Source organism: Pseudomonas graminis, assembly GCF_013201545.1.
Taxonomy (GTDB): Bacteria; Pseudomonadota; Gammaproteobacteria; order Pseudomonadales; family Pseudomonadaceae; genus Aquipseudomonas.
Genome location: NZ_CP053746.1, coordinates 987033 through 1009790, shown reverse-complemented (window position 1 = coordinate 1009790; position 22758 = coordinate 987033). Strand labels below are relative to the sequence as shown.

General features: G+C 61.2%; 20 protein-coding genes. 8 read left to right on the top strand and 12 right to left on the bottom strand.

Annotation, left to right across the window (positions count from 1 at the left end):
* Positions 1–116 precede the first annotated feature (116 nt).
* The gene (locus FX982_RS04565) at positions 117–443 is read left to right on the top strand and encodes a DUF1820 family protein (RefSeq protein WP_037018011.1); all 327 of its coding nucleotides are present in this window, start codon (positions 117–119) and stop codon (positions 441–443) included.
* Between the two features lie 6 nt (positions 444–449).
* Here FX982_RS04565 and FX982_RS04560 read toward each other — a convergent pair whose 3' ends face one another.
* The 4 genes from FX982_RS04560 to FX982_RS04545 form a co-directional block, all read right to left on the bottom strand.
* Positions 450–1016 (bottom strand): tetratricopeptide repeat protein, encoded by a 567-nt coding sequence (locus FX982_RS04560; protein WP_172609811.1) that lies wholly within the window; start codon positions 1014–1016, stop codon positions 450–452.
* A 198-nt stretch (positions 1017–1214) separates the two neighbouring features.
* A complete protein-coding gene (hemL, locus tag FX982_RS04555; protein WP_172609810.1) occupies positions 1215–2498 on the bottom strand; it encodes a glutamate-1-semialdehyde 2,1-aminomutase in 1284 nt (427 codons plus the stop codon).
* Between the two features lie 57 nt (positions 2499–2555).
* Positions 2556–3182 carry a thiamine phosphate synthase gene (thiE, locus tag FX982_RS04550; RefSeq protein ID WP_065988356.1) on the bottom strand — a complete coding sequence of 209 codons (627 nt, stop codon included), beginning with the start codon at positions 3180–3182 and terminating at the stop codon, positions 2556–2558.
* A 23-nt stretch (positions 3183–3205) separates the two neighbouring features.
* A complete protein-coding gene (locus tag FX982_RS04545; RefSeq protein WP_172609809.1) occupies positions 3206–4003 on the bottom strand; it encodes a hydroxymethylpyrimidine/phosphomethylpyrimidine kinase in 798 nt (265 codons plus the stop codon).
* A 518-nt stretch (positions 4004–4521) separates the two neighbouring features.
* Here FX982_RS04545 and FX982_RS04540 point away from each other — a divergent pair.
* The 4 genes from FX982_RS04540 (at position 4522) to FX982_RS04525 (ending at position 10543) form a co-directional block, all read left to right on the top strand.
* The gene (locus FX982_RS04540; RefSeq protein WP_172609808.1) at positions 4522–6489 is read left to right on the top strand and encodes a sensor histidine kinase; all 1968 of its coding nucleotides are present in this window, start codon (positions 4522–4524) and stop codon (positions 6487–6489) included.
* A gap of 145 nt (positions 6490–6634) precedes the next feature.
* Positions 6635–8281 (top strand): acyl-CoA dehydrogenase family protein, encoded by a 1647-nt coding sequence (locus FX982_RS04535; protein WP_172612981.1) that lies wholly within the window; start codon positions 6635–6637, stop codon positions 8279–8281.
* A gap of 93 nt (positions 8282–8374) precedes the next feature.
* A complete protein-coding gene (gene amn / locus FX982_RS04530) occupies positions 8375–9838 on the top strand; it encodes an AMP nucleosidase (protein WP_122536909.1) in 1464 nt (487 codons plus the stop codon).
* Between the two features lie 72 nt (positions 9839–9910).
* Positions 9911–10543, top strand: coding sequence for an rRNA large subunit pseudouridine synthase E (locus tag FX982_RS04525; RefSeq protein WP_254074876.1), 633 nt, complete (start codon positions 9911–9913; stop codon positions 10541–10543).
* Position 10544: 1 nt separating this feature from the next.
* Here the strand turns inward: FX982_RS04525 and FX982_RS04520 are convergent, their stop codons facing one another.
* From FX982_RS04520 to FX982_RS04510, 3 genes are all read right to left on the bottom strand, one after another.
* On the bottom strand, positions 10545–10751 hold the full coding sequence (locus FX982_RS04520) for a DUF2788 domain-containing protein (RefSeq protein WP_172609807.1): 207 nt from the start codon (positions 10749–10751) through the stop codon (positions 10545–10547).
* 23 nt (positions 10752–10774) lie between these two features.
* Complete coding sequence (locus FX982_RS04515; RefSeq protein ID WP_074893299.1) at positions 10775–11254, bottom strand: Lrp/AsnC family transcriptional regulator; 480 nt, start codon at positions 11252–11254, stop codon at positions 10775–10777.
* A gap of 409 nt (positions 11255–11663) precedes the next feature.
* Entirely contained in the window at positions 11664–12101 is a 438-nt protein-coding gene (locus tag FX982_RS04510) for a hypothetical protein (protein ID WP_438826316.1), read from the bottom strand.
* Positions 12102–12176: 75 nt separating this feature from the next.
* On the opposite strand from FX982_RS04510, the gene FX982_RS04505 reads away from it, so the two are divergent.
* Complete coding sequence (locus tag FX982_RS04505; RefSeq protein WP_172609806.1) at positions 12177–12860, top strand: DUF6515 family protein; 684 nt, start codon at positions 12177–12179, stop codon at positions 12858–12860.
* 740 nt (positions 12861–13600) lie between these two features.
* Here FX982_RS04505 and FX982_RS04500 read toward each other — a convergent pair.
* Both FX982_RS04500 and FX982_RS04495 read right to left on the bottom strand, forming a co-directional pair.
* A complete protein-coding gene (locus FX982_RS04500) occupies positions 13601–14506 on the bottom strand; it encodes a cation diffusion facilitator family transporter (protein ID WP_172609805.1) in 906 nt (301 codons plus the stop codon).
* Between the two features lie 25 nt (positions 14507–14531).
* Positions 14532–14957 (bottom strand): polyribonucleotide nucleotidyltransferase, encoded by a 426-nt coding sequence (locus FX982_RS04495; RefSeq protein WP_172609804.1) that lies wholly within the window; start codon positions 14955–14957, stop codon positions 14532–14534.
* Positions 14958–15101: 144 nt separating this feature from the next.
* On the opposite strand from FX982_RS04495, the gene hrpB reads away from it, so the two are divergent.
* Together hrpB and FX982_RS04485 are read left to right on the top strand one after the other, a co-directional pair.
* Positions 15102–17633, top strand: coding sequence for an ATP-dependent helicase HrpB (hrpB, locus tag FX982_RS04490; protein ID WP_172609803.1), 2532 nt, complete (start codon positions 15102–15104; stop codon positions 17631–17633).
* Positions 17634–18212: 579 nt separating this feature from the next.
* Positions 18213–19202 carry a hypothetical protein gene (locus tag FX982_RS04485; RefSeq protein ID WP_172609802.1) on the top strand — a complete coding sequence of 330 codons (990 nt, stop codon included), beginning with the start codon at positions 18213–18215 and terminating at the stop codon, positions 19200–19202.
* Positions 19203–19284: 82 nt separating this feature from the next.
* Here the strand turns inward: FX982_RS04485 and FX982_RS04480 are convergent, their stop codons facing one another.
* The 3 genes from FX982_RS04480 to FX982_RS04470 form a co-directional block, all read right to left on the bottom strand.
* Complete coding sequence (locus FX982_RS04480) at positions 19285–20895, bottom strand: diguanylate cyclase domain-containing protein (protein WP_254074875.1); 1611 nt, start codon at positions 20893–20895, stop codon at positions 19285–19287.
* Between the two features lie 84 nt (positions 20896–20979).
* Entirely contained in the window at positions 20980–22074 is a 1095-nt protein-coding gene (locus FX982_RS04475; RefSeq protein ID WP_172609801.1) for an endonuclease/exonuclease/phosphatase family protein, read from the bottom strand.
* Positions 22075–22078: 4 nt separating this feature from the next.
* Positions 22079–22732, bottom strand: a complete 654-nt coding sequence (locus FX982_RS04470; protein WP_122624023.1) for a YciC family protein — start codon at positions 22730–22732, stop codon at positions 22079–22081.
* Positions 22733–22758: the final 26 nt, after the last annotated feature.

The following is a 22758-nucleotide window of genomic DNA, read 5'->3' as shown; positions in this document are numbered from 1 at the left end:
GTGATTCAAAGAACCGCGCATTATAGGGATGCGGGCCCCGGCTTCCTAGCGTCGTCTAACCAGCGGCATGCTATAGTTCGCGCCCTTTTCAAAACGCTGATCACTGCCTGCCTGTTATGACCAAACGCGAAGCTCCAATCTACAAGGTGATTTTTCTCAACCAGGGACAGGTGTTCGAGATGTACGCCAAACAGATCTATCAGAGCGATCTGTGGGGTTTTCTGGAAGTGGAAGAATTCGTCTTCGGCGAGCGCACCACCGTTGTGGTCGACCCTAGCGAAGAGAAACTCAAAGCGCAGTTCGATGGCGTTGTGCGCAGCTTTGTGCCGATGCACTCGATCGTGAGGATCGATGAAGTGGAGCGGATGGGCACCGCGAAGATTTCCGAAGCGCGTCACACCGGCAACGTCATGCCGTTTCCGATGCCGATGCCGGACAAGTAATCCCGGTTAAGGCTTGGCGCTGTCGTCAGGGAAGGGCGCAAACGGTGTGCGTCCTTCAGCGGTCTGCAGCTCCAGCAGGTATTTGCGGAAGATCTGCCCGAGCACTTGGGTGGCCACTTCCAGATCTTCGCGCTTCATCTGCGCGGACACTTCATCCGCCTGATCCAGCGCATCTTCCGAACCGTTCACCGCCGCCATCTTCAGCACGATGTACGCCTGAATGTTATTGGCCTGCACCCCTTCGCCACGAAAGAACATCAAACCCAGCTGGTACTGCGCCTGAGCATGTCCTTGCAACGAAGCTTTTTCGAAATAGTTGAGCGCCTGGGGCAGATCGCGCGGCGCACCTTTGCCCTCGTAGTAGAACTCCCCTAACTCGTATTGCGCCTGCGCATCCCCATCCTGAGCCGCCTGCTGACAAGCGGACAACGCTGCTGGCAGGTTGTCTGGCTGGGTATTGAGGGTGCAACGACCCACCGCCGGGATCAACAACGAGTTGCCACCTGCATTTGCCAGCAGGGGATGAAGAAGCAACAGGCAGCCCAATGCAAGGGTGCGGCCGGTGCGATTCATGGAAGTCGACTTACCTCTGAAAAAGGTGCGGGCATGCCCGTCCAGCGAAACGTGCTGGCTGCGCATTATGAAATAAGCGAGGGCAACCTTACAAAGTCTTTACTGATTTTCTGCTGCGCGGGCTTGATTACCCTGAATTCAGGGAGGTTGAGCAGGCTGCAGGTAGGCGGGCGGACTCCGTTCCGCCCGCTAAGCCCGTCATTTCAGTTGAGCGAAGGCCTTTTCGGCCGCATCCAGCGTCTGCTGCAACTCCGCGTCGCCGTGGGCGATTGAGGTGAAGCCCGCTTCGAACGCGCTCGGCGCCAGGTACACGCCGCCTTCCAGCATCAGGTGGAAGAACTGCTTGAAGCGATTGGCGTCGCTGGTCATTACGTCCTGGAAGGTGACGATTTCTTTGGCGTCGCTGAAGTACAGGCCGAACATGCCGCCCGCCTGTGTGGTCACGAACGGGATGCCGGCGGCATCAGCGCGCTGTTGCAGGCCTTCCAGCAGGCGCGTGGTGAAGGCGCTCAGTTCGTCGTGGAAACCCGGACGGCTGATCAGGCGCAGCGTTGTCAGGCCCGCCGCCATCGCCAGCGGATTACCCGACAGCGTGCCAGCCTGATACACCGGGCCCAGGGGCGCGATGTGCGACATGATTTCGCGCTTGCCGCCGAAACAGCCGACCGGCATGCCGCCACCGATGATCTTGCCGAAAGTGCTCAGGTCCGGCGTCACGCCGTAATAGGCCTGCGCTCCGCCGAGGGCGACCCGGAAACCGGTCATCACTTCATCAAAAATCAGCACCACACCGTGCTCGTCGCAGGCCTCGCGCAGACCTTGCAGGAAACCCGGCGCAGGCGGCACGCAGTTCATGTTGCCGGCAACCGGCTCGACGATGATGCACGCCACTTCCTGGCCGACGTCAGCCAGCATCGTCTTGACCGCTTCGATGTCGTTGAACGGCAGGGTCAGCGTGTGCTTGGCGAACGCCGCCGGTACGCCGGGCGAACTCGGCACGCCAAGGGTCAGCGCGCCCGAGCCGGCTTTCACCAGCAGGCTGTCGGAGTGGCCGTGGTAGCAGCCTTCGAATTTGATAATGCTGTCCCGGCCGGTAAAACCTCGGGCCAGGCGAATCGCGCTCATGGTCGCTTCGGTGCCGGAGCTGACCATGCGCACCATCTCCATCGACGGCACGATCGAGCAGACCAGATCGGCCATCTCGGTTTCCATTGCGGTCGGCGCGCCGTACGACAGCCCGTGCTCCAACTGCTTGCGCACGGCATCCAGCACGTCCGGGTGGCTGTGACCCAGAATCATCGGACCCCACGAGCCGACGTAATCGACATAACGCTTGTCGTCTTCATCGGTGACGTAAGCGCCCACCGCGTGTTTGAAGAACAACGGCGTGCCACCGACGCTTTTGAAAGCGCGGACCGGCGAGTTGACGCCGCCGGGGATGTGTTTCTGGGCGTTGGCGAACAGGGTTTCAGAACGGGACATGATGAGGTCTCTGTTTGAATCGGGAATGAATGAGTGCGTAACCGGCCTGATCAAAAATCAGGCGGGCTTGAACAAATCGTTGAAAGCCCGTGCGCGGCGGGTGACTTCCTGAGTGGTTTCAGCGCCGAACAGCCCGTGCACGACGGCCAACAGATCGGCGCCGTGGGCCACCAGCGGCGCGGCGTTATCCAGGGTAATGCCACCAATCACCGCGATGGGCAGATTGATGCGCTTGCGCGCCTGGCTGAGCAGGTCGAGGCTGCAGGTGGGCGCGCCGGGTTTGGTCTGGGAATTGAAGAAGCGTCCGAAGGCAACATAGGTGGCGCCGTCGGCCTTGGCCTTGTCGGCCAGCTCCAGTTGCGCGTGGCAGGTCGCCCCGACAATGGCTTTGTGACCGAGCAGGGCACGGGCGTCCGGCAGTGAGCCGTCGGTTTGCCCAAGGTGCACGCCAACGCCCAGGCGCGCGGCCACTTCGGCGTCGTCGTTGATGATCAGGCGGGTCTTATAGCGCTCGCACAGCTTGAGCAGCGCCGAGGCCTCACGCAGGCGGCGGGTCTCGTCACCGGATTTGTCGCGGTATTGCAGCAGGGTCACGCCGCCATCGAGGGCGGCTTCGACGTAAGACAGGAATTTGCCGGCCAACAGCTGGCTGTCGGTCACGGCATACAAGCCACGTAATCTCATCAAGGTGCCTCTTTTTCGTGGCGTTACGAGCAGAAATCCAGCGGCAGGCGGCGCGGAACGAATTGTCCCCGGCCCAGCTGTTCGGCATCGCGCAGCGTGCGCCAAGTGTAGTCCAGCGCCATTTGCACAGCACCGATCAGGTCCTGACCCAGCGCCAGTCTTCCCGCCAGCGCGCTGGCCAGTGTGCAGCCGGAGCCGTGATAACTGCCCGGCAGGCGCTGGCAAGTAAAGGTGCGTGAATGCCCGCCGCGGATGTACAGACGGTTGTGAACTTCGTGCTCATCGCCATGACCGCCGGTGATTAACAAGTGCTCACAGAACGGCAGCAGCTTCTCGGCACATTCGTCGGCAGTGCCTTCGGGGAGCTCGGCGAGGATGCGCGCTTCCGGCAGGTTCGGCGTGGCGATGGTGGCGAGGGGCAGCAGACGCTCGCGCATGGCATAACCCACCTCGTCCTTGCCCAGTCGACCGCCGCCACCGGCGCGCAACACCGGATCGCAGACCATGGGCAGATGCGGATGAGCGGCCAGCAGTTCGACGATAGTTTCGACCATCTCCAGCGAACCCAACATCCCCAGCTTCACCGCCGCGACGGTGGAATCGTTGAGCACGGCATTGGCTTGCGCCAGCACCCACTCGCGATCCAGCACCCGAAAGTCAGTGACATTCACGGTGTCCTGAACGGTCAGGGCAGTAACGGCGGGAGCGGCGTGGCAACCCTGGGCGAGCAGGGCTTCGATATCTGCCTGCAAGCCGGCGCCGCCACTGGGGTCGTGGCCGGAGAGACAGAGGACAACAGGGCGGGAGCTATAGATATTCATGGTGCGCGAGCTTACCACTAAAGTTTTTGCCAGTGGGACCAGCTTCAGCCGGGAAGACGCCAGTACAAACACGATCAATTTTGCGGTGAGACATCCGACGCTTTCCCGGCTAAAGCCGGTCCCACTAAGTGAATTGCGTTCAGCCTGTACCACCAAGCAGTTTTCCGGCTAACGCCGTTTCTACTATGTGTATGCGGTATTTTTAGTAGGACCGGCTTCAGCCGGGAAGAGGCCGGTGCAAACACCATTGATTTTGCAGCGAGACATCTGACGCCTTCCCGCCTAAAGCAAGTCCTGCATGTGAAAGAGCCAGTCCCATCCAATGCACAGATTTAGATGGTGTCATCGAGCTATCAGTCGCTATCCTGTGGCGCTTGATCTGTTCCGCCAAAAGAGTAAATGCAAGTGCGTTGCCCGCTGACCCCCTCGACCGATACAACGGTCGCTCGCAGAATTGTGAAGCCGACCCACGATTCCACGGCGGCTCACGCCCTTCATCAGCGACGAGGGGGTGTCCCATGCGTCTGGTGCTGATCACTCTCCTCTGCCTGTTGCCGATGTTCGCCAGCGCCGTCGATTTCAATGAGAACACCCGCAGCCTGGCATTGGGGCGCGACACCCAAGTGTTCGAAGACCCCACCGGCGATGCCACCATCCAGCAAGTCTCGTCCCCCGAGGGCGCCGCGCGTTTCCGCCCCCTCGTCGGTCCGTCGCTCAACGCCGGTTACTCGCGCTCCGCCTTCTGGCTCAAGGTGCGACTGACCTATCGCCCCGCCAACCCAATGGCATCCGCCGACTGGTTACTGGAACTCGCCTATCCGCCCATGGACCACGTCGATCTGTACCTCGGCGACGGCGATGCGCGCCCCAGTCTGGCCTGGCAGACCGGCGACATGCTGCCGTTTGCCAGTCGGCAGATTAAACAGAACAACTACGTGTTCGATCTGAACCTGAACGCCCACGAAACCAAGACCGTTTACCTGCGCGTCGCCAGTCACGGCTCGGTGCAGGCGCCGCTCAATCTGTGGGCCAGTCACGCTTATATAGAAGAGCAGCCGTCGCGCCTGTACATCCTCGGCATGATTTACGGCGTGCTGGCAGTGATGCTGGTCTACAACCTGTTCATCTACCTCAGCGTGCGTGACACCGCGTATTTGCATTACATCCTCTACATCAGCTTCTTCGGCCTGTATCAGGTGTCGGTTAACGGCGCGGCGATCGAGTATTTCTGGCCGAACAATCCGTGGTGGGCCAATACCTCAACGACATTTCTGATTGCCGCCGCGATCCTGTTTGCCAGCCAGTTCACCCGAAGATTTCTGCAGACGCCCAGCCTGGGTCGCTGGCTGGACGTGCCGTTGCTGGTGATGATGGTTTGCGCTGCGGTGATCATGGCGCTCGCATTGAGCACGGATTACGGTGTCGCGCTGCGCCTGGTGACCGGGCTGGTGCTCCTGTTCACGCCGGTCGTGCTGTTGATCGGGGTGGCGGCGTGGTTCAAGGGGCGGCGGGTCGCGCGGTATTTCATTATTGGCTGGTCGGCGTTCCTGGTCGGCGGAGTGGTCAACGCGACCATGCTGCTCGGGCACCTGCCCAACAACTTCTGGACCATGTACGCCAGCCAGATCGGTTCGGTGATTGAGGTGGCGTTGCTCTCGCTGGCATTGGCCGACCGCATCAACGCCATGCGCGAGCGCGAGGCGCAGATCATGGCGGAATCGCAGCAGGGGCTTGAGACCCTCAACCAGCAACTGGCTGTGAGTAACCGATTGAAAGACGAGTTTCTCGCCACGCTGACCCATGAACTGCGCACGCCCATGAACGGCGTGATCGGTTCGCTGGAATTGATGCAGATGGACGCGGCGCAGAGCGAGATCGAGCTGTATCGCCAGACCGCCGCCGATTCCGCGCAAAACATGATGGGCATCGTCAACGGCATCCTCACCCTGACCGAACTGCAAGCCGGGCGGATCACCGTGCGCAACGAGCCGTTCAGCCTGCGTCATGTGCTGTTTCAGCTTCGCAGCGGCTTCGAACCGCTGGCCCGCAACAAGGCGCTGGCGCTGAGTGTTGAGCTGGACGAGACGCTGCCGGACAGCCTCGAAGGTGACGGCGTGAAGTTGCGCCAGTGCCTGGAGTGTCTGCTGGACAACGCGATCAAGTTCACCAAGACCGGGTCCGTTAGAGTCCGCGTCAATGGCCAGCGCGCAGACGCTGAACACGCACGGCTGGTGATCGACGTCATCGACACCGGCATCGGCTTCAGCCGTCTTGATGAAGAAACGCTGTACGCCAATTTCTTCCAGGTGGATGGCTCGACGACGCGGGAATACGGCGGGCTAGGCATCGGTCTGGCGATTTGCCGACAGTTGATTGAATTGCAGGGCGGGCGCCTGAGCCATCAATCCGAGCCGGGCAACGGCAGTCAGTTCCGCTTGAGCCTGGATGTGAAGGTGGAGCGCCACCCCGGTCACTCCTACAGTTGATTTGCGAGGCCATGCGTCGACAAGTCAAAACCGCCGTGATTTCGTCTTCTATGGCGCTGTCGCCGGGGCGGGGTGCGTGATTCACTAGGTCAACTGCACGACCGCCGCGTGCTGCCCGGACCGGAGGCGCCTCATGGACCAGCGCATCAATCTGCATCAGTTTGCCGAGACCCACGAGGTCACCAATCAGCCGCCGTCCCTGGACGGCACCAACCTGTACCGCATCGACCTGCCGCTGCAAGAGTGGTCGCGGCGCTTCGGTGCTGGCTGGGCCCAGGACCGAATCGACGCCTATGGCGCGTTGGCCGGCGGCCCGCTGATGGAAGCGGGCTTCCTCGCCAACCAGAACAAGCCGGTGTTTGCCAGCCATGATCGCTACGGCCATCGGATCGATCTGGTGGAGTTTCATCCGGCGTATCACCAGCTGATGCAGACAGCGGTCGAACACGGCATCCCGTCGCTGCCGTGGACCGCCCCCCGCGAAGGCGCCCATGTTGCCCGCGCGGCGATGAGCTATTTGCACACCCAGGCCGAAGCGGGCAGCGGTTGTCCGCTGACCATGACCTTCGCCAGCGTGCCAGCCCTGCGCCTGCAACCGGACCTGGCCGAGACCTGGCTGCCGAAGATCCTCGCCACCCACTACGACCCGCGCAACGTCGGGATCGCGCACAAGGCCGGCGCCACCATCGGCATGGCCATGACCGAGAAACAGGGCGGCACCGACGTGCGTGCCAACACCACGCGGGCCTATCCGGTGGGCCAGCCCGGGCCCGGTCAGGCCTATGAACTGGTCGGGCACAAATGGTTTTGTTCGGCGCCCATGTGCGACGCCTTCCTCACTCTGGCGCAGACCGACAAGGGCCTGACCTGTTTCCTGCTGCCGCGTCATCGCCCGGACGACACCCGCAACGCGTTCTACATACAGCGACTGAAGAACAAACTGGGCAATTGGTCCAACGCCTCCAGCGAAGTGGAATTCCGCGGCGCCCTGGCGTGGATGGTGGGCGAGGAGGGGCGCGGTGTGCCGACCATCATCGAAATGGTGGCCATGACTCGCTTCGATTGCATGACCGGTTCCAGCGCACTGATGCGTCAGGCCCTGACCCAGGCCGCGCACCATTGCGCCCACCGCAGCGTCAGCGGTCGCTTGCTCAGCGAGCAGCCGCTCATGCAGAACGTGCTCGCCGATTTGGCGCTGGAAAGCGAAGCGGCCCTCGCCTTGAGCCTGCGCATGGGGCGCTCGCTGGAGCGTCTGGATGACGGCCACGAAGCCCGTTTCGCACGGCTGGTGACGGCGGTGGGCAAGTACTGGATCTGCAAGCGTGCGCCGGCAATGATCAACGAGGCGGCGGAATGCATGGGCGGTACAGGGTATGTGGAGGACACGATTCTGCCGCGCCTCTACCGTGAGGCACCGGTCAATTCAACCTGGGAAGGTTCCGGCAACGTGCAGTGCCTGGACGTCTTGCGCGCGCTGTCCAAAGAGCCCGGCGTGCTGGATGCGCTGTTCGACGAGCTTGGCGACGGCCATGGCGACAAGCGTCTGGCCGCGCATATTCACGGTTTGAAAGAGGCGTGTCAGGACACTGGCGACATTCAGTACCGCGCCCGGCAACTGACTGAAGACATCGCCGTGGCGCTGCAGGCGAAGTTGCTGCTGGAAGCGGGCAATGCCGTGGTCAGCGACGGGTTTATCGCCGGGCGCCTGGAACGGCCGGGGCGCGTCTACGGCGCCTTGCCGCGCGGGGTGGACGTTCAGGCGCTGGTCGCGCGGTCATCGCCGCAGGTCTGACGCGTTCATTGCCGCGTCGGCCGCAGGCAACTCGTGCCTTCGTCATCTGTTGCAGGCAAGATACGCGCTTGCAAGATCAGAAGGATATGCATCGTGACCGAAGCTTTCATTGTCGTAGAAACTGCCGAACACGCCGTTGACCGGCTCGCTGAGCTGCACGCACGGGCAACCACCGCCTTGAGCCAGGCGCTCAAGCGCTACCTGAAAGACCGCGTCGAACCGGATGCCGCCGAGCGTCTGACATTCCGCTACCCCGAACTGCGCCTGACCTACCACTGCCAGGGCGAAGTGCCGCTGACCACGCGTGCGTACGCCAAGGTTCAGCTGCCGGGCACCTACAGCGTCACCGTTACCCACCCGGCGGCATTCCGCAAATATTTGCTTGAACAGCTCGTGCCGTTGATGAACGACTTTACCGTGACGGTGGAAGTGGGCGTTAGCGAGCAGAACATCCCTTACCCCTACGTGGTTGAGCAGGGCGATGAACTGGCCGGGACCGGCGTGACCGCCGCGACCCTGGCCCGCGTCTTCCCGAGCACCGATTTGTCGGCGGCCACTGATGGCATCGCCGATGGCCTGTACGACTGGGCCAACACCGATCCGCTGCCGCTCGCGCTGTTCGACGCCGCCCGTGTGGATTTCTCGCTGCGCCGTCTGGTGCATTACACCGGTAGCGACTGGCGCCATGTTCAGCCGTGGATCCTGCTGACCAACTACCACCGCTACGTCGACCAGTTCATCGTGCATGGCCTGGAAAAACTGCGCGACGACCCGCGCTTCGTGAAAATGGTCCTGCCGGGCAACGTCATTGTCGACAAGAGTATGGATTACGGCGAAGCCCAGGCCATTGTCTCTGGCGTGGTCTGGCACCGTTACCAGATGCCGGCGTATCACCTGATCGCCGAAGACGGCCATGGCGTGACCTTGGTCAACATTGGTGTCGGCCCGTCCAACGCCAAGAACATCACCGACCACCTCGCCGTCTTGCGTCCCCATTGCTGGCTGATGATCGGTCACTGCGGTGGCCTGCGTCAGTCGCAGACCATCGGCGACTACGTGCTCGCTCACGCCTACATGCGTCGCGACGGTATCCTTGATCGCGTGCTGCCGCCGAACATCCCGATTCCGGCGTTGGCCGAAGTGCAAATGGCGTTGCAGGAATCAGCCGCGCAAGTCACCGGCGAACGCGGCGACGATTTGAAGAAGCGTCTGCGCACCGGCACGGTCCTGACCTACGACGACCGCAACTGGGAACTGCGCTGGGCTCAGGAACGGCCGCTGATCAACCTGTCCCGCGCCGTGGCGGTGGACATGGAAAGCGGCACCATCGCCGCCCAGGGTTATCGCCTGCGGGTGCCCTACGGGACCTTGCTCTGCGTCTCGGACAAGCCGCTGCACAGCGAGATCAAGCTGCCGGGCTCGGCCAACGCGTTTTATGAGCGGGCGGTCACCCAGCATTTGAAGATCGGCATCGCCGCGCTGGACCTGATGCGCACGCAGCTCAACTCGCTGCATTCGCGCAAGCTGCGCAGCTTCGACGAGCCGCCATTCCGTTAAGGCGCTAGGCGTTCAACGAAAGGGCCACTAAAGTGGCTCTTTCTGTTTCTGTCATTTTTTCACCGGTTTCCCATGCCCCGCAATCAACGTCCCGATTCCCGCCGTCCTTCGCCTGATCGTACGGGCGCGCCCCGGCGTGTCGCCAAAGCCCCGCCCGCCGAGCCTCGGCTGATTCTGTTCAACAAGCCTTTTGATGTGCTGACCCAGTTCAGTGATGGCGAAGGCCGGGCGACGCTCAAGGACTTCATCGACGTCCCCGGCATCTACCCGGCCGGCCGCCTGGACCGCGACAGCGAAGGTTTGCTGCTCCTGACCAACGACGGCCAGTTGCAAGCGCGCATCGCCGACCCCAAGCACAAGCTGGCAAAAACCTACTGGGTGCAAGTAGAGGGCGAGCCCACTGAAGAGCAGTTGACGCAGTTGCGCAATGGTGTCGAGCTTAACGACGGTCCGACCTTGCCCGCTCACGCGCGGCACCTGGACGAGCCGGAACTGTGGCCGCGCAACCCGCCGGTCCGGTTTCGTAAAAGCGTGCCGACGAGCTGGCTGGAGCTGGTCATCAAGGAAGGCCGCAACCGCCAGGTGCGCCGCATGACTGCGGCGGTGGGGCTGCCGACGTTGCGGTTGGTGCGCGTGCGGATTGGCGACTGGACCCTTGACGGGCTCGATCAAGGGCAATGGCGGGAAGTGCCGGCGAAGCTTTGATTTAGAGCGGCTGCTCCAGGTAGGCGATCACCACGCTTTTGATCACAAACGTCAAAATCCCCAGGCCCAGAACGCTGAACAGCAGAATGGTGCCTAAGCGCCCGGCTTTGGATTTTTTTGCCAGATCCCAGACGATGAAACCCATTAACCCGACCAGAGCGGTGATCAACAGGGTCATCATCCATTCTTCAAACAGTGCGGGATCCATGGGCTACTCCTGTCGGATGCAGTTCAGCCGCGCAAATGCACCAGCGGCAATTCGGTGCTCGCCAGTACCTGATTGAGCACGAAGCTGGAGCGCACGCTGGTCACGCCGTCGATGCGGGTCAGATGGCCCAGCAGAAATTTCTGATAGTGATCCATGTCCGGGACGACAACCTTCAACTGGTAATCGGCGTCGATACCGGTCACCAGGCTGCACTCCAGCACCTGCGGCAAGTTGCGAATGTGCTGCTCGAAATTCTCGAAGCGGTCGGGTGTGTGGCGGTCCATCCCGATCAGCACGTAGGCCGTCAGGCTAAGGCCCAGCTTCTTGCGGTCCAGCAGCGCGACCTGACCTACGATATAACCGTCGTCTTCCAGCTGCTTCACGCGGCGCGAGCAGGGTGAAGGCGACAGGCCAATCCGCTCGGCCAGCTCCTGATTGGAGATGCGAGCGTCCTTTTGCAGTTCGGCCAAAATACTCAAGTCATATCTGTCGAGCTTGCTCATGTGAAGCGCCTTAATGGAATCGATTGCGCAGGATTATTCATCTGAAGTGAATTATTGCGCAAGTCATGTTTTCGTCAGCAACATTCGCAATCCTGTGCCGTCTGGCAAAGCCTATTCTTTTAACCAGAATCACTGCCCGGACACAGCGTCCAGCGCGGCCCGCCGAATCAGGCCAGCCGCGGCCTCCAGCCCGACAGGGTTGACCAGGCCACCGGGCTACGCACTGTCCAGAAGACGATGCGAGGTGAGCCGACGTCAAAAGCGTCGAGCCAGGACGAAGCATTCCAGAGAGGGCCGTTGAGCCCTCTTTTTTTGTGCCTGGATTTCCGCATGGGCCGGAGTGCACGCTTCTACAGTTTCATCCGCCACGCTGATAGAGTGCGGCGAACGGCGTATCCGACCCGCAGTCCTATCCCATAGGTATCCGCGCCGTAGTGAGGAAAGCATGAACATGCGCATCTGGCGTTTGGCAGGTGTCAGTCTCTTGGCCTTGAGCATCAGTGCTCAGGTGTTGGCCGACGACAATAATCAGCAGCAACAGCAGCAACAGCAGCAGCGCGGCTTCGAGATGCAGCGCCAGCAGCAAGAGAACCAGCGCGGTTTTGCCGACGATCAGCAGCGTCAGCAGCAGCAACAACGCCAGCAGCAGGCGCAGCAACAACAGCAGCAGCGCCAGCAGGAGCAGCTGCAGCAAAATCGACAGATTCAGCAGAATCAGCAAGAGCGCGCCAATCAGCAGCGCCAGCAGCAGGAACGCGAGCGCAACCTGCGCGACGATCAGCGCCAACAGCAGCAGCAACAGCAGCAACAGCGCCAGCAAGTGCAGGACCAGCAACGCCGCCAGCAAGAGCAGCAGCAACAACAGCGTCAGTTGCAGGATCGTCAGGGTGGCCTGCCCATTCAAGGTCGGCCGGACACGGTCGTGCAGACGCAAGAGCCACGTCAGGGCTTTTACCGCGACCAGCCCCGAGACAACCGCTGGCGCGACGGCGACCGTCGCCCCGATCACGGTAACTGGCAGCCGGGTCGTCCCGGTGGTCATGGCGATGGCTGGGGTTCGGGCCCGCGTTATCGGCCGGGTTACGAGATTGGTCGCATGCCGGGCGGGTATTCGCGGGTGCCTTATCGCGGCGGGGATTACTTCTACTCAGGCGGTTACTGGTATCGCCCACAGGGCCCACGTTATGTGGTCGTCCAGCCCCCACGAGGTGTTCGCGTCCGCTACCTGCCTGACTACGCGCAACAGGTCTGGCTTGGCAGCGCGCTGTTCTTCGTCGCCGCCGGCACTTATTACACCTACGAGCAGAACACCCAGGAGTACGTAGTCGCCGAGCCTCCGCAGAACGTCGAGCCGGTGTATTCACCTCAACAACCGCAGCCCGTTCAGCAGGCCGCGAACCCCTACGACGTTGTCGCCTATCCGCCTGAAGGCAAGCCGCAACAGGAAGTCGAACAGGACCGCTACGACTGCTACCGCTACGCCGTGCAGCAAAGCAATTTCGACCCGGCGGGCGCAGCGTATCAACCAGCACCGGAAGTGCTGGGCGTGTACCGTCAGGCAATGGCCAGTTGTTATGCGGGGCGCGGGTATAGCGTTCAGCAGTAGGGACGGGAGTGTGTAGCGGTAAACGCATGTTGCTTTAGTGGGACCGGCTTCAGCCGGGAAGATGCCGGATTGAGCGCCATCAGATTTGCAGCGTGACGCCTGACGCTTTCCCGGCTAAAGCCGGTCCCACTAGATGCACGCGGTCAGTAGGACCGGCTTCAGCCGGGAGGACGCCGGATTGAGCACCATCAGATTTGCAGCGTAACGCCTGACGCACTAGGTGCACGCGGTCAGTAGGACCGGCTTCAGCCGGGAAGACGCTGGATTGACCACCATCAGATTTGCAGCGTGACGCCTGACGCTTTCCCGGCTAAAGCCAGTCTCACTAGATGCACGCGGTCAGTAGGACCGGCTTCAGCCGGGAAAAGGCCAGATTGAGCACCATCAGATTCGCAGCGTGACGCCTGACGCTTTCCCGGCTAAAGCCTGTTTCACTAGGTGCATGCGGTCAGTAGGACCGGCTTCAGTCGGGAAGACGCTGGATTGAGCACCATCAGATTCGCGGCGTGACATCTGACGTCTTCCCGGCTGAAGCCGGTCCCACTAGATGCACGCGGTCAGTAGGACCGGCTTCAGCCGGGAAGACGCTGGATTGAGCACCATCAGATTTGCGGTGTGACGCCTGACGCTTTCCCGGCTAAACCCAGTCCCACTAGATGCACGCGGTCAGTAGGACCGGCTTTAGCCGGGAAAAGGCCAGGGTGAGCGCCATCAGATTTGCAGCGTGACGCCTGACGCCCTCAATTAAAAACCGGTCCATCCTCACGACCCACCACTTCCTGTGGATCCGCATGCACCAGCACTTCGGCCTTAGGGAATTCGTCCTGAATTGCCGCCTCCACCCGCTCGCACAAGTCGTGCGCCACTGACAGCGTCAGGGTGCCCGGCAGCTCCAGGTGCAGCTGCACAAACCAGTGATTCCCCGAGATTCGCGTGCGCAGGTCGTGGGCGCCCAGTACGCCGGGCACGCCCTCGGCCAGTTCGAGCATTTTGGCGCTGACATCCACAGGCAATTCGGCATCCATCAGCACCGACACCGTCTCCCGGGCAATGGAAATCGCGCTCCACAAAATGTAGAACGCGATCGCCAGACCAAAATAGGCGTCCAGCTGCGGGTAACCGTAATAGGCCAGCCCCAGCGCCAGCATGATGCTGAAGTTGAGCAGCAGGTCAGAACGGTAATGCAGGGAGTCCGCGCGAATCGCCGCCGAACCGGTTGCCTTCACCACGCGGTGCTGCAACATCAGCAAGGCGATCGTCAGGCCAATCGACAACACCATCACCAACAGACCCAGACCCGGATCGCCGAGGGGTTGCGGGTGCTGGATGCGGTCGACCGCCTGAAAACCGATCAGGAACGCGCTCACGGCAATGAACAACGCCTGGGCCATGCCCGACAGCGCTTCTGCCTTGCCGTGGCCGTAGCGATGATCATCGTCCGCAGGACGCAGCGCGTAATGCACGGCCAGCAGATTGAGAAATGAGGCGGCGCCATCGAGCAACGAGTCCGTCAGCCCAGCCAACAGACTCACCGACCCACTGAGCCACCAAGCAACCGCTTTGGCAACGATCAGAGTGCTCGCCACCGCAAGCGATGCGCGGGTTGCCAGACGCAATAAGCGGGCGTGTTCGGGGCTGGTGCTCATGGCGCTTCCTTTAAATCACAAAATCTCAAGCGGACGGTATAAGGCCCAAGGAGGCAAGTTGCTGCGTGCTGCCTTTGTGCTGGATCAGGCGGGGATCATCCAGCGGCAAAGTGCGGCCGAGCTCGGTCTGAATGATGGCTTGCAGCTTGAGGTTGTCGACTGTGCCGTCAGCGCGCACTGCCGGTTCAAGTTTCTGCGGATCGATCTGCGCCTGATTGCCGCTTGGCAGATAGATCGCGCCAGTGGCGAAGTCGACGCCGAACGCGATCACGCCGGGGATGATGTAGAACAACAGGCCGATGGCGTCGAGTATCACAATGGCCGGGTCCATCCGACCGCTGCCCTGAATCTGGCCGCGACGATCCGGGTAGAAAATACTGCCGCACGCGGTCAGTTGCGTCAGCAGCGTGGCAACCAGAACACCGCCAATCAAACGGGATGGAATGCGCATGGGGATCTCCTCATAAGAAGTCGCAACTATACAAGGCAAATGCCTAATCAATAAGAGTATCCGTGGGGGAAGACAGTTCGTTGGCAGGGTGAACAAAGCCGCAGCAGCTCGCCGTATAATCGTCGACCTGTTTCTGGAGCTCTCATGAATTCTCTGCCCATCGATGCCGTTCTCCCCGCCTTGCGCCAGGCCCTTGCCGACCGGGACGAGGCCGTGCTCGAAGCGCCGCCGGGCGCGGGTAAGACCACTCGCGTGCCGCTGGCGCTGTTGGGGGAGTCGTGGCTCGCGGGGCAGACGATCCTGATGCTTGAGCCCCGGCGCCTGGCGGCTCGTGCTGCTGCGGAAAGATTGGCGAGCGAGTTGGGGGAGGGCGTTGGCGAAACGGTGGGTTACCGGATTCGTCTGGACAGCAAGGTCGGCCCTAATACCCGCATTGAAGTGGTCACCGAGGGCATCCTCACCCGGCGCCTGCAGGAAGACCCTTCGCTGGAAGGTGTCGGGCTGCTGATTTTCGACGAATTTCATGAAAGAAGCCTCGACGCTGATCTCGCGTTGGCCTTGAGCCTCAACGGCCGCGCGCTGTTTCGTGACGAGCAGCCGCTGAAGATTCTGCTGATGTCGGCGACGCTTGAAGGTACGCGGCTGTCGAGCTTGCTTAATGATGCGCCGGTTATCAGCAGCGAAGGGCGCATGTTCCCGGTGTCGATGCAGTGGGGGCGGCCGTTTCAGCCGGGGGAGTTCATCGAGCCGCGGGTGGTGCAGACCGTGCTCGATGCGCTGGGCACCGAGTCCGGCAGCGTGCTGGTTTTTCTGCCGGGCCAGGCCGAAATCCGTCGGGTCAATCAGCAGTTAGCCGATGCCATTGGCGATCGCAGCGACGTGCTGCTGTGCCCGCTGCACGGCGAGCTCGACCTGAACGCCCAGCGCGCGGCGATTGAACCTGCGCCCAAGGGCAAACGCAAAGTCGTGCTGGCCACCAATATCGCCGAGACCAGCCTGACCATTGATGGTGTGCGGGTGGTCATCGACGCCGGGCTGGCGCGGGTGCCGCGTTTCGATCCCGGCAGCGGCATGACGCGCCTCGACACGCAACGTATCTCCCGGGCCAGCGCCACTCAGCGGGCGGGTCGGGCAGGGCGGCTTGAGCCGGGCGTGTGTTATCGATTGTGGTCCGAGGCGCAGCACGATCAGTTGGCGGCGTACGGCGCTGCGGAAATCCTTCAGGCTGACCTGGTCGGCCTGGCGCTGCAATTGGCGCGTTGGGGTGTCGAACCAACGCAACTGACCTGGCTGGACCTGCCACCCGCTGCTGCTTATTCCCAGGCCCAGGACCTGCTGGCGCGGCTGGGCGCTCTCACGCGCAAGCCGGGTGAAGACTGGAAACTCACGCCCCACGGCCAGTCGATGGCGGAGGTGCCTGCGCATCCACGCATCGCCCATTTGCTGCTGCGCGGTCATGAATTGGGTCTGGGCGCGCTGGCCTGCGACGTTGCTGCATTGCTCGGCGAGCGCGACATCCTGCGCGGCGCCGGTGCCGACCTCCATAGCCGACTCACGTTGCTGGCTGGGTCAGAACGCGCAGCGAAAGGTTCGCAGGGCGGCGTGCAGCGAGCGCGGCAATTGTCGCGGCAATATCGTGGTTATTTGAGGGGCGCGGCGCGGAAACCGGTCGTCGATCCTGATCACCCGCGCTGGCTTGGCGCGCTGCTGGCGCTGGCCTATCCCGACCGCGTCGCGCAGCAACGCCGTGCTGGCGGCGCGGAGTATCGACTCGCCAACGGTCGCGCTGCCCTGTTCGCCGAGCCAGATGCGTTGATGAAGCAGCCGTGGCTGGTGGTGGCTGATCTGGGCAGCCGTCAGGGCCAGCGCGAAGAGCGGATTTATCTGGCCGCCGAGTTCGATCCCGACCTGTTCGACTCGGTGCTCGCCGAACAGGTGGCCGCGTTCGATCAACTGGACTGGAACGAGCGTGAGGGCGTGTTCCGCGCCGAACGTCAGCGCAAGGCCGGGGAGCTCATCATCAGCCGCGAGCCGCTCACCGGGCTGGACGATTCGGCGCGGGGGCAGGCGCTGCTGGCGCTGGTGCGGCGCAAAGGGCTGGAGTTGCTGCCGTGGACGCCGGAGCTGCGCCAGTGGCAGGCGCGTGTCGGTCTGTTGCGTCAGATGGATCTGCAAACGCAGAGCGAAAGCGAGTGGCCGGATGTGAGCAACGATACGCTGCTGGAGACGCTGGACCACTGGCTGCTGCCGTACCTGGGTAAGGTCACGCGGCTGAGCCACTTCGGCAATCTCGACCTGTCATCGATCCTGCACAACCTGCTGCCCTGGCCATTGCCCCAGCGGCTGGAAGAACTGGCGCCGCACCACCTGACCGTGCCATCGGGTTCATCAGTGCGCCTGGATTACAGCGAGGCCCCGCCCATTCTCGCGGTGCGTTTGCAGGAACTTTTCGGCCTGGCCGACACCCCGCGCATCGCCAACGGCCGGCAGATCGTCAAATTGCACCTGCTGTCCCCCGCACGCCGCCCGGTGCAAGTCACCCAAGACCTCGCCAACTTCTGGCGCAGCACCTATGCCGAGGTGAAGAAGGATTTGAAGGGCCGTTATCCGAAGCACTATTGGCCGGACGATCCTTTGATCGCCGAACCGACTTCGCGGGTGAAGCCGAGGAAGTGATTTCTGGGGTCGAGGCGGCACACACTTTTTTGGTTCATTTGGTTTTAAGCACGAGCGGGGTTACAAGGCTCATGTTCTTTAGCGGATCAACTGGATCAATAAAGGACTGTTATATGCCTGGCATCGATGCAAAGCCTTTCGACAACTCTTTATTAAATTTTTGAATGTGGGGTAATGGCGCCAGGCAACAAAATGGCGTCATGTTTCCGATCACTCATCAAATAACTTCTATGTCAGGCGGTCGGGCCAGTTGATGTTGATCATTGGCGCCAATAAAAAGAAAACTTATATTTACTGTATTGACTGGCAAAGCGCGATTACTCGTATATAACTAGCGGGAGCTCCATTCTGTTGGGAGCTTATAACAGCCAGCATCCGAGGCCCTGGCCTCAGGGCATTCCGATCATTCGTTTGCTGCAACGGCATACGCACTGCACGTTCTCCCCTGATATTGAAGCTGATGCCGCAGCACAGATGTTTCGGGCCATTCTCGATGATCAACGCTCTCCGTTCTTTGGCGACCCAGCCATGGGTCACAACGCGCAAACCATCATAAAGCTGAAATAAAGGTGATTTTCCATGCACGCACGTAAAGCACTTCTGTCCCTCGCAGTCCTCGCTGCACTTTCGGGGTCCGCCATGGCGGACTCCAGCACCGTCAATACCACCCAGGACGGCACAAGTAACAGTTTGAATGCCGAGCAGCAAGGCGCGACCCAATCAACGGTCAACATTGATCAGACGGGAACCCGAAACGGCGCAGGCGCACGCCAGAGCGCGACTTACAGCACGCTGAACATCAAGCAGGACGGTTTTTCAAACGTCGGTTCGGCCAAGCAGGCCGGAAACAACAATACGGCAACCGTGACGCAAAAGGGCGGCGGTAGTTCGCTTCCTCAAGTCGCGACGATAGACCAGTCCGGCAGCTACAGCACCGCCACTATCGCTCAGGATAGCAATAACCGCACAAGCGCCAACATTACTCAAGGCGGGGGGAGTAATAACACTGCGAGTCTTTATCAGGCCTATAACAGCACCATCGTCGGGGGCGGCATTACACAGTCGGGCAGCTACAACGTTGGCAACCTTACCCAACAAAACAACAACAACACGGTGACCGGCTCTGTTACACAGTCGGGCAACAGCAACACCGGTACGGTTTCGCAGCAGTACAACTCGAATCGGGTGTCGGCCATTCTGCAGCAGGACGGCAACAGCAACAGCGGCTCCATTCAGCAGACTAGCAATCAGTTGAGCTCCGCCAGTATGTTGCAGAGCGGTAACTTCAACACCGCCAGCCTGTATCAGACCGGCAGCGGTATGAAAGGTGATTTCCAACAGCGCGGTAACAACAACTATTCGTCCAGCACTCAGACCGGCACCTTTAACGAAGAAACCCTGCTACAGAGCGGCAACAACAACCGCGCTGTGGTCAGCCAGACCGGCCTGGGCGGCGCTTTGTCTGGCACCACCAACCTGGTCGCTGTCACTCAGACCGGCAACAACATGGTCGCCAACGTCAGCCAGACGGGCGGCAGCGGCAACTCGGCCACGATCTACCAGCATTAAGATGCCTTACCCCGCCGATGGACCGGCGGGGGGATTTTCCGCACAGGGGGGAGCAATCAGGAAGGTCAGGTTCGCGGCGAGGTCAAAACTGCGCTTGGGATTTGCCGGCGCGTTTGGCCCGATAGAGGGCTTTGTCAGCCATGCCCAGCGCGTCCGCAAAGTCACCCTCGGTCCACACTGCGCCGCCAATGCTGCAGCCAATCCTGATTTCCTTGCCGGCCAGTATGACCGGCTCGGCGATCTTTTTGATGATGCGCTGAGCTGCGCCTTGCACGTTGGCCAATGATTCGCCGGTCTTCAATCGCAGCAGCAGCACAAACTCGTCACCGCCGTGGCGCACTGCAATGTCGCCATCACGCACGGTACTGGAAAGGCGCAGGCCGACTGAATGGAGCAGGGCGTCACCCACCGCATGACCGAAACGGTCATTCACCGGTTTGAACCCATCGAGGTCCAGGCATAGCACGCCGAAAGCAGGCGGCGGGCCGGGCTCGTCTTGCACACTCTTGACGTAGTTTTCCAACGCAGCACGGTTGGGCAGACCTGTGACCGTATCGCGGTAGGCGACGCCCTTGATAAGCGCCAACTGACCCTTCTTTTGAGTCAGGCTCTCGACCAGATGTCGAATGACCATGCTCAGCTTTTCAACCTCAAGGCTGCCTTTTATGAGCGGAATGGCGACGTCATCGCCTTCGGACAGGCGCATTGCGGCATCGGTGATCTGGTTGAGGGGACGAGTGATAACGCCGGCCACGAACCATCCCAGCACCGCGAAGGCGATGGACAACAAGCTGCCCCACAGCAAGATTTCCGCCCGCAGCCCGTTTGCCTCGGCAAATGCAACCTCTGCTGGCTGACGCGTCACAACGGTCCAGCCCAGCCCGGGGTAACCATCGATACCGACGCTTTCGGCAGCGCCCACCACATATGTTCTGCCGTCCTGCCACTCGCGCACCGTCCACCGGGCCTCGCTTTTATGGTCGATGCCGGCTTCACTGGGGTTGCCGATGAGCTGCTTGGGACCGAGCAAGACGATGCCGTCTTTGCTCACGACCAGAAACTCCAGCCCCGGAAGGCTTTTCTTCAGCGGCTCGAACATGGTCCGCCCAATTTCTGCCGCCCACTGCCATGAGAGGTGGCTGGCCAACACGCCGATGAAGTTTCCAGCCTTGTCCTTTACCGGCATGCTGATATCGACAAACTTCATCGTCTCGCCCGATGGGTTGGGCAATAGCTTGGCGAGCATGACGGCTTCATGCACGTCACCTACAAAGGTTTTATCTTGCCCCTCCATGAATACGGGCCTGTGCGCGATGCTGAGACCCTCAAGCAAACGGCCCGTGGACGCGACCACCGTGCCCTCGGTGTCGGTGAGGCCGATCCATGAATAACTCGGGAACTGAGCGTTGAGGTGATTAAGCAGGCTTCGCGCTTCGGCGACGTTTGCGGGGTTGCGCAGTGCCTCCAGATCACTCAGCACGCTGAGCTCCTTGGCGCGGCTGTGCATGTCACGATCAAGTCGATCGATCATCGAGGCCGCATATTCCGCCAGCTGATGTCCGGTCTGCTCTTTGTGTCTGGATATGGCGGACGCGCCAATCACACTGCCGAAGATGCAAGTGATGACCAGCACGGCGAGCGCGACAACCACTGCGAACTTCGCCCGCAGGCTTTGAAAGGGGAGCAGCTGCATGATAGTTCGCCAGTGGGAGTCAAACGCCTTCGGTCCCTGGCATTCTTGAAAAGCTATCGGCGATCACTAGGGTTTCTTAAGCATTTACTCGCCCGGCATGGTCACCTGCAATCGCGCAATCACCGGCATGTGATCAGAAATCAATAACGTGTCCGCCTGCCTCACCCTCGCCTCGATCCGCTGCAGCTTCGGGCTGTAGAACAGAAAATCCTGCGTCCGGTCCGGGCCGCTGATGCGGGGGTCGTTGGGGAAGCGGGTGTACCACTTGCGACGATCCTCACCGGTCACGTCTTCATTGCTCGGGATCATCGGGAAGCTTTCCCACAAGCCACGCAGCTCGCTCTCTGCCGAATACGGCGCGCGCTGTTCGGCGGGCAGCCGCTGATATTGCCCCTGCGGCAGCAGATTGAAATCCCCGCCACTTATCCACAGCGTGCCGTTCTGTTCGAAGGCTTGCTGCAACTCACGAACCGCCGCCACTTGGCGCTGTTGCACGTCGCCGCCTGATTGGGCATCGCTTAGCTGTGTATTGGTCACCGCCAGCCGTCGGCCATCGCTCAACGGCAGGTAGCTGACGAGCATTGCAGGCCGAGGTTGAAACAGGCGGCTAATGAAGAGTCCGGAAGGCGAGGGCAGTTGCAGGCGTTCGGCGCTGTCCAGTTGATAGCGGCTCAGTGTCGCCAGCTTGCGGCCGACACTGCCGAAGATGTGACGATCCGGCACGAAGTCGGACTTCCAGTAAAACGCTTCGCTGCTGCAGGGGTAGAGGTCGGCGACACGGGCCTGGAGCAGGGCGAGTTGGTTGCCGTAGTCGGTGTTCTTCGCACCGTCGTCGACTTCTTGTAGCAACACGATGTCCGGTTGCTCGTCGCGAATGACCCGAGCCACTTCGTCAAGGTTGAAGGCCAGGTCTTCCGGCGTCGGGCGCTCGTCCGGGCCGCTGCCGTCTGGCAGGTCGTACCAGAAGACATAGCGCTTGCCGGCCAGGTGTTGAATGTTCCAGGTCATCACTTTCAGCGTCTGACCGGGCGCCAATACCGGTGGCTTTCCGTCCTTCGCGTTGCAAGACACCGCCGCCTTCTCGTGTCGGGCAGGGCGCCAGGTCATGTCATGGAGCAATACCGCGAACAGCCCGGCACCCACCGCGAGGTAAAGCAGATACCGCGTCGGGCGTGCCATTTTTTCAGACCGACCGGGCGGGTGGGTCGATGAGCATGAACAACCGGAACATCACCACGCTGATAAACAACTGCAGGAAGCTGGAAACACTGTTCACCGCAATCGACAGCATCGGGCTCTGCTGGTCCGGCAGCACGTAATAACTCAGCGCTTCAAGCAGCGACAGCGGGATGTAAACGCACAGCACGCAGGCGAAAATCCGCATGACGTGGCCCTGAGTCATTCTGAAGCTTTCGCGCATCGCTTCCAGCGGCCCCATCCCGCGCAACACCAGCAGGTATTCGGACAGCACCAGTTTGATCATCACCCACACGCCGGGCAGGATGAACAACGACATGCCGGCCATGATCAGCAGCGTGCTCAGCGCCGTCAGCACCGCGAAGGTGGGCCACAGGCGCAACGCAACGGCCCACAGGTTGGATTTGACCGGCTCTTCGCCACGGGTTTTGGCGTCCATAAAAAGAATGAGCGCGCCGGTGTACAGCGGGTAGAAAAGCAACCCGATCAACAGTGGCGCGGCCCCGGTGCTTTGGCCGAAACCGATGAGCTGTTTAGCCAGGGCCTCCAGCACCACCAGCGGCAGACACAGCGTAAGAATGCTGCCGAAGTTACGTCGGAAGAAGTAAAACGAGTCTTGCAGAATGGTCAGCGGATTCATGAACGGATCACAAGGATAAGCAGGCC

Excerpts from the sequence above, each read along its gene's own strand:
- FX982_RS04565 (WP_037018011.1), top strand. The coding sequence starts at position 117 with ATGACCAAACGCGAAGCTCCAATCTACAAGGTGATTTTTCTCAACCAG.
- FX982_RS04560 (WP_172609811.1), bottom strand. The coding sequence starts at position 1,016 with ATGAATCGCACCGGCCGCACCCTTGCATTGGGCTGCCTGTTGCTTCTT.
- hemL (WP_172609810.1), bottom strand. The coding sequence starts at position 2,498 with ATGTCCCGTTCTGAAACCCTGTTCGCCAACGCCCAGAAACACATCCCC.
- thiE (WP_065988356.1), bottom strand. The coding sequence starts at position 3,182 with ATGAGATTACGTGGCTTGTATGCCGTGACCGACAGCCAGCTGTTGGCC.
- FX982_RS04545 (WP_172609809.1), bottom strand. The coding sequence starts at position 4,003 with ATGAATATCTATAGCTCCCGCCCTGTTGTCCTCTGTCTCTCCGGCCAC.
- FX982_RS04540 (WP_172609808.1), top strand. The coding sequence starts at position 4,522 with ATGCGTCTGGTGCTGATCACTCTCCTCTGCCTGTTGCCGATGTTCGCC.
- FX982_RS04525 (WP_254074876.1), top strand. The coding sequence starts at position 9,911 with ATGCCCCGCAATCAACGTCCCGATTCCCGCCGTCCTTCGCCTGATCGT.
- FX982_RS04520 (WP_172609807.1), bottom strand. The coding sequence starts at position 10,751 with ATGGATCCCGCACTGTTTGAAGAATGGATGATGACCCTGTTGATCACC.
- FX982_RS04515 (WP_074893299.1), bottom strand. The coding sequence starts at position 11,254 with ATGAGCAAGCTCGACAGATATGACTTGAGTATTTTGGCCGAACTGCAA.
- FX982_RS04500 (WP_172609805.1), bottom strand. The coding sequence starts at position 14,506 with ATGAGCACCAGCCCCGAACACGCCCGCTTATTGCGTCTGGCAACCCGC.
- FX982_RS04495 (WP_172609804.1), bottom strand. The coding sequence starts at position 14,957 with ATGCGCATTCCATCCCGTTTGATTGGCGGTGTTCTGGTTGCCACGCTG.
- hrpB (WP_172609803.1), top strand. The coding sequence starts at position 15,102 with ATGAATTCTCTGCCCATCGATGCCGTTCTCCCCGCCTTGCGCCAGGCC.
- FX982_RS04485 (WP_172609802.1), top strand. The coding sequence starts at position 18,213 with ATGCACGCACGTAAAGCACTTCTGTCCCTCGCAGTCCTCGCTGCACTT.
- FX982_RS04480 (WP_254074875.1), bottom strand. The coding sequence starts at position 20,895 with ATGCAGCTGCTCCCCTTTCAAAGCCTGCGGGCGAAGTTCGCAGTGGTT.
- FX982_RS04475 (WP_172609801.1), bottom strand. The coding sequence starts at position 22,074 with ATGGCACGCCCGACGCGGTATCTGCTTTACCTCGCGGTGGGTGCCGGG.
- FX982_RS04470 (WP_122624023.1), bottom strand. The coding sequence starts at position 22,732 with ATGAATCCGCTGACCATTCTGCAAGACTCGTTTTACTTCTTCCGACGT.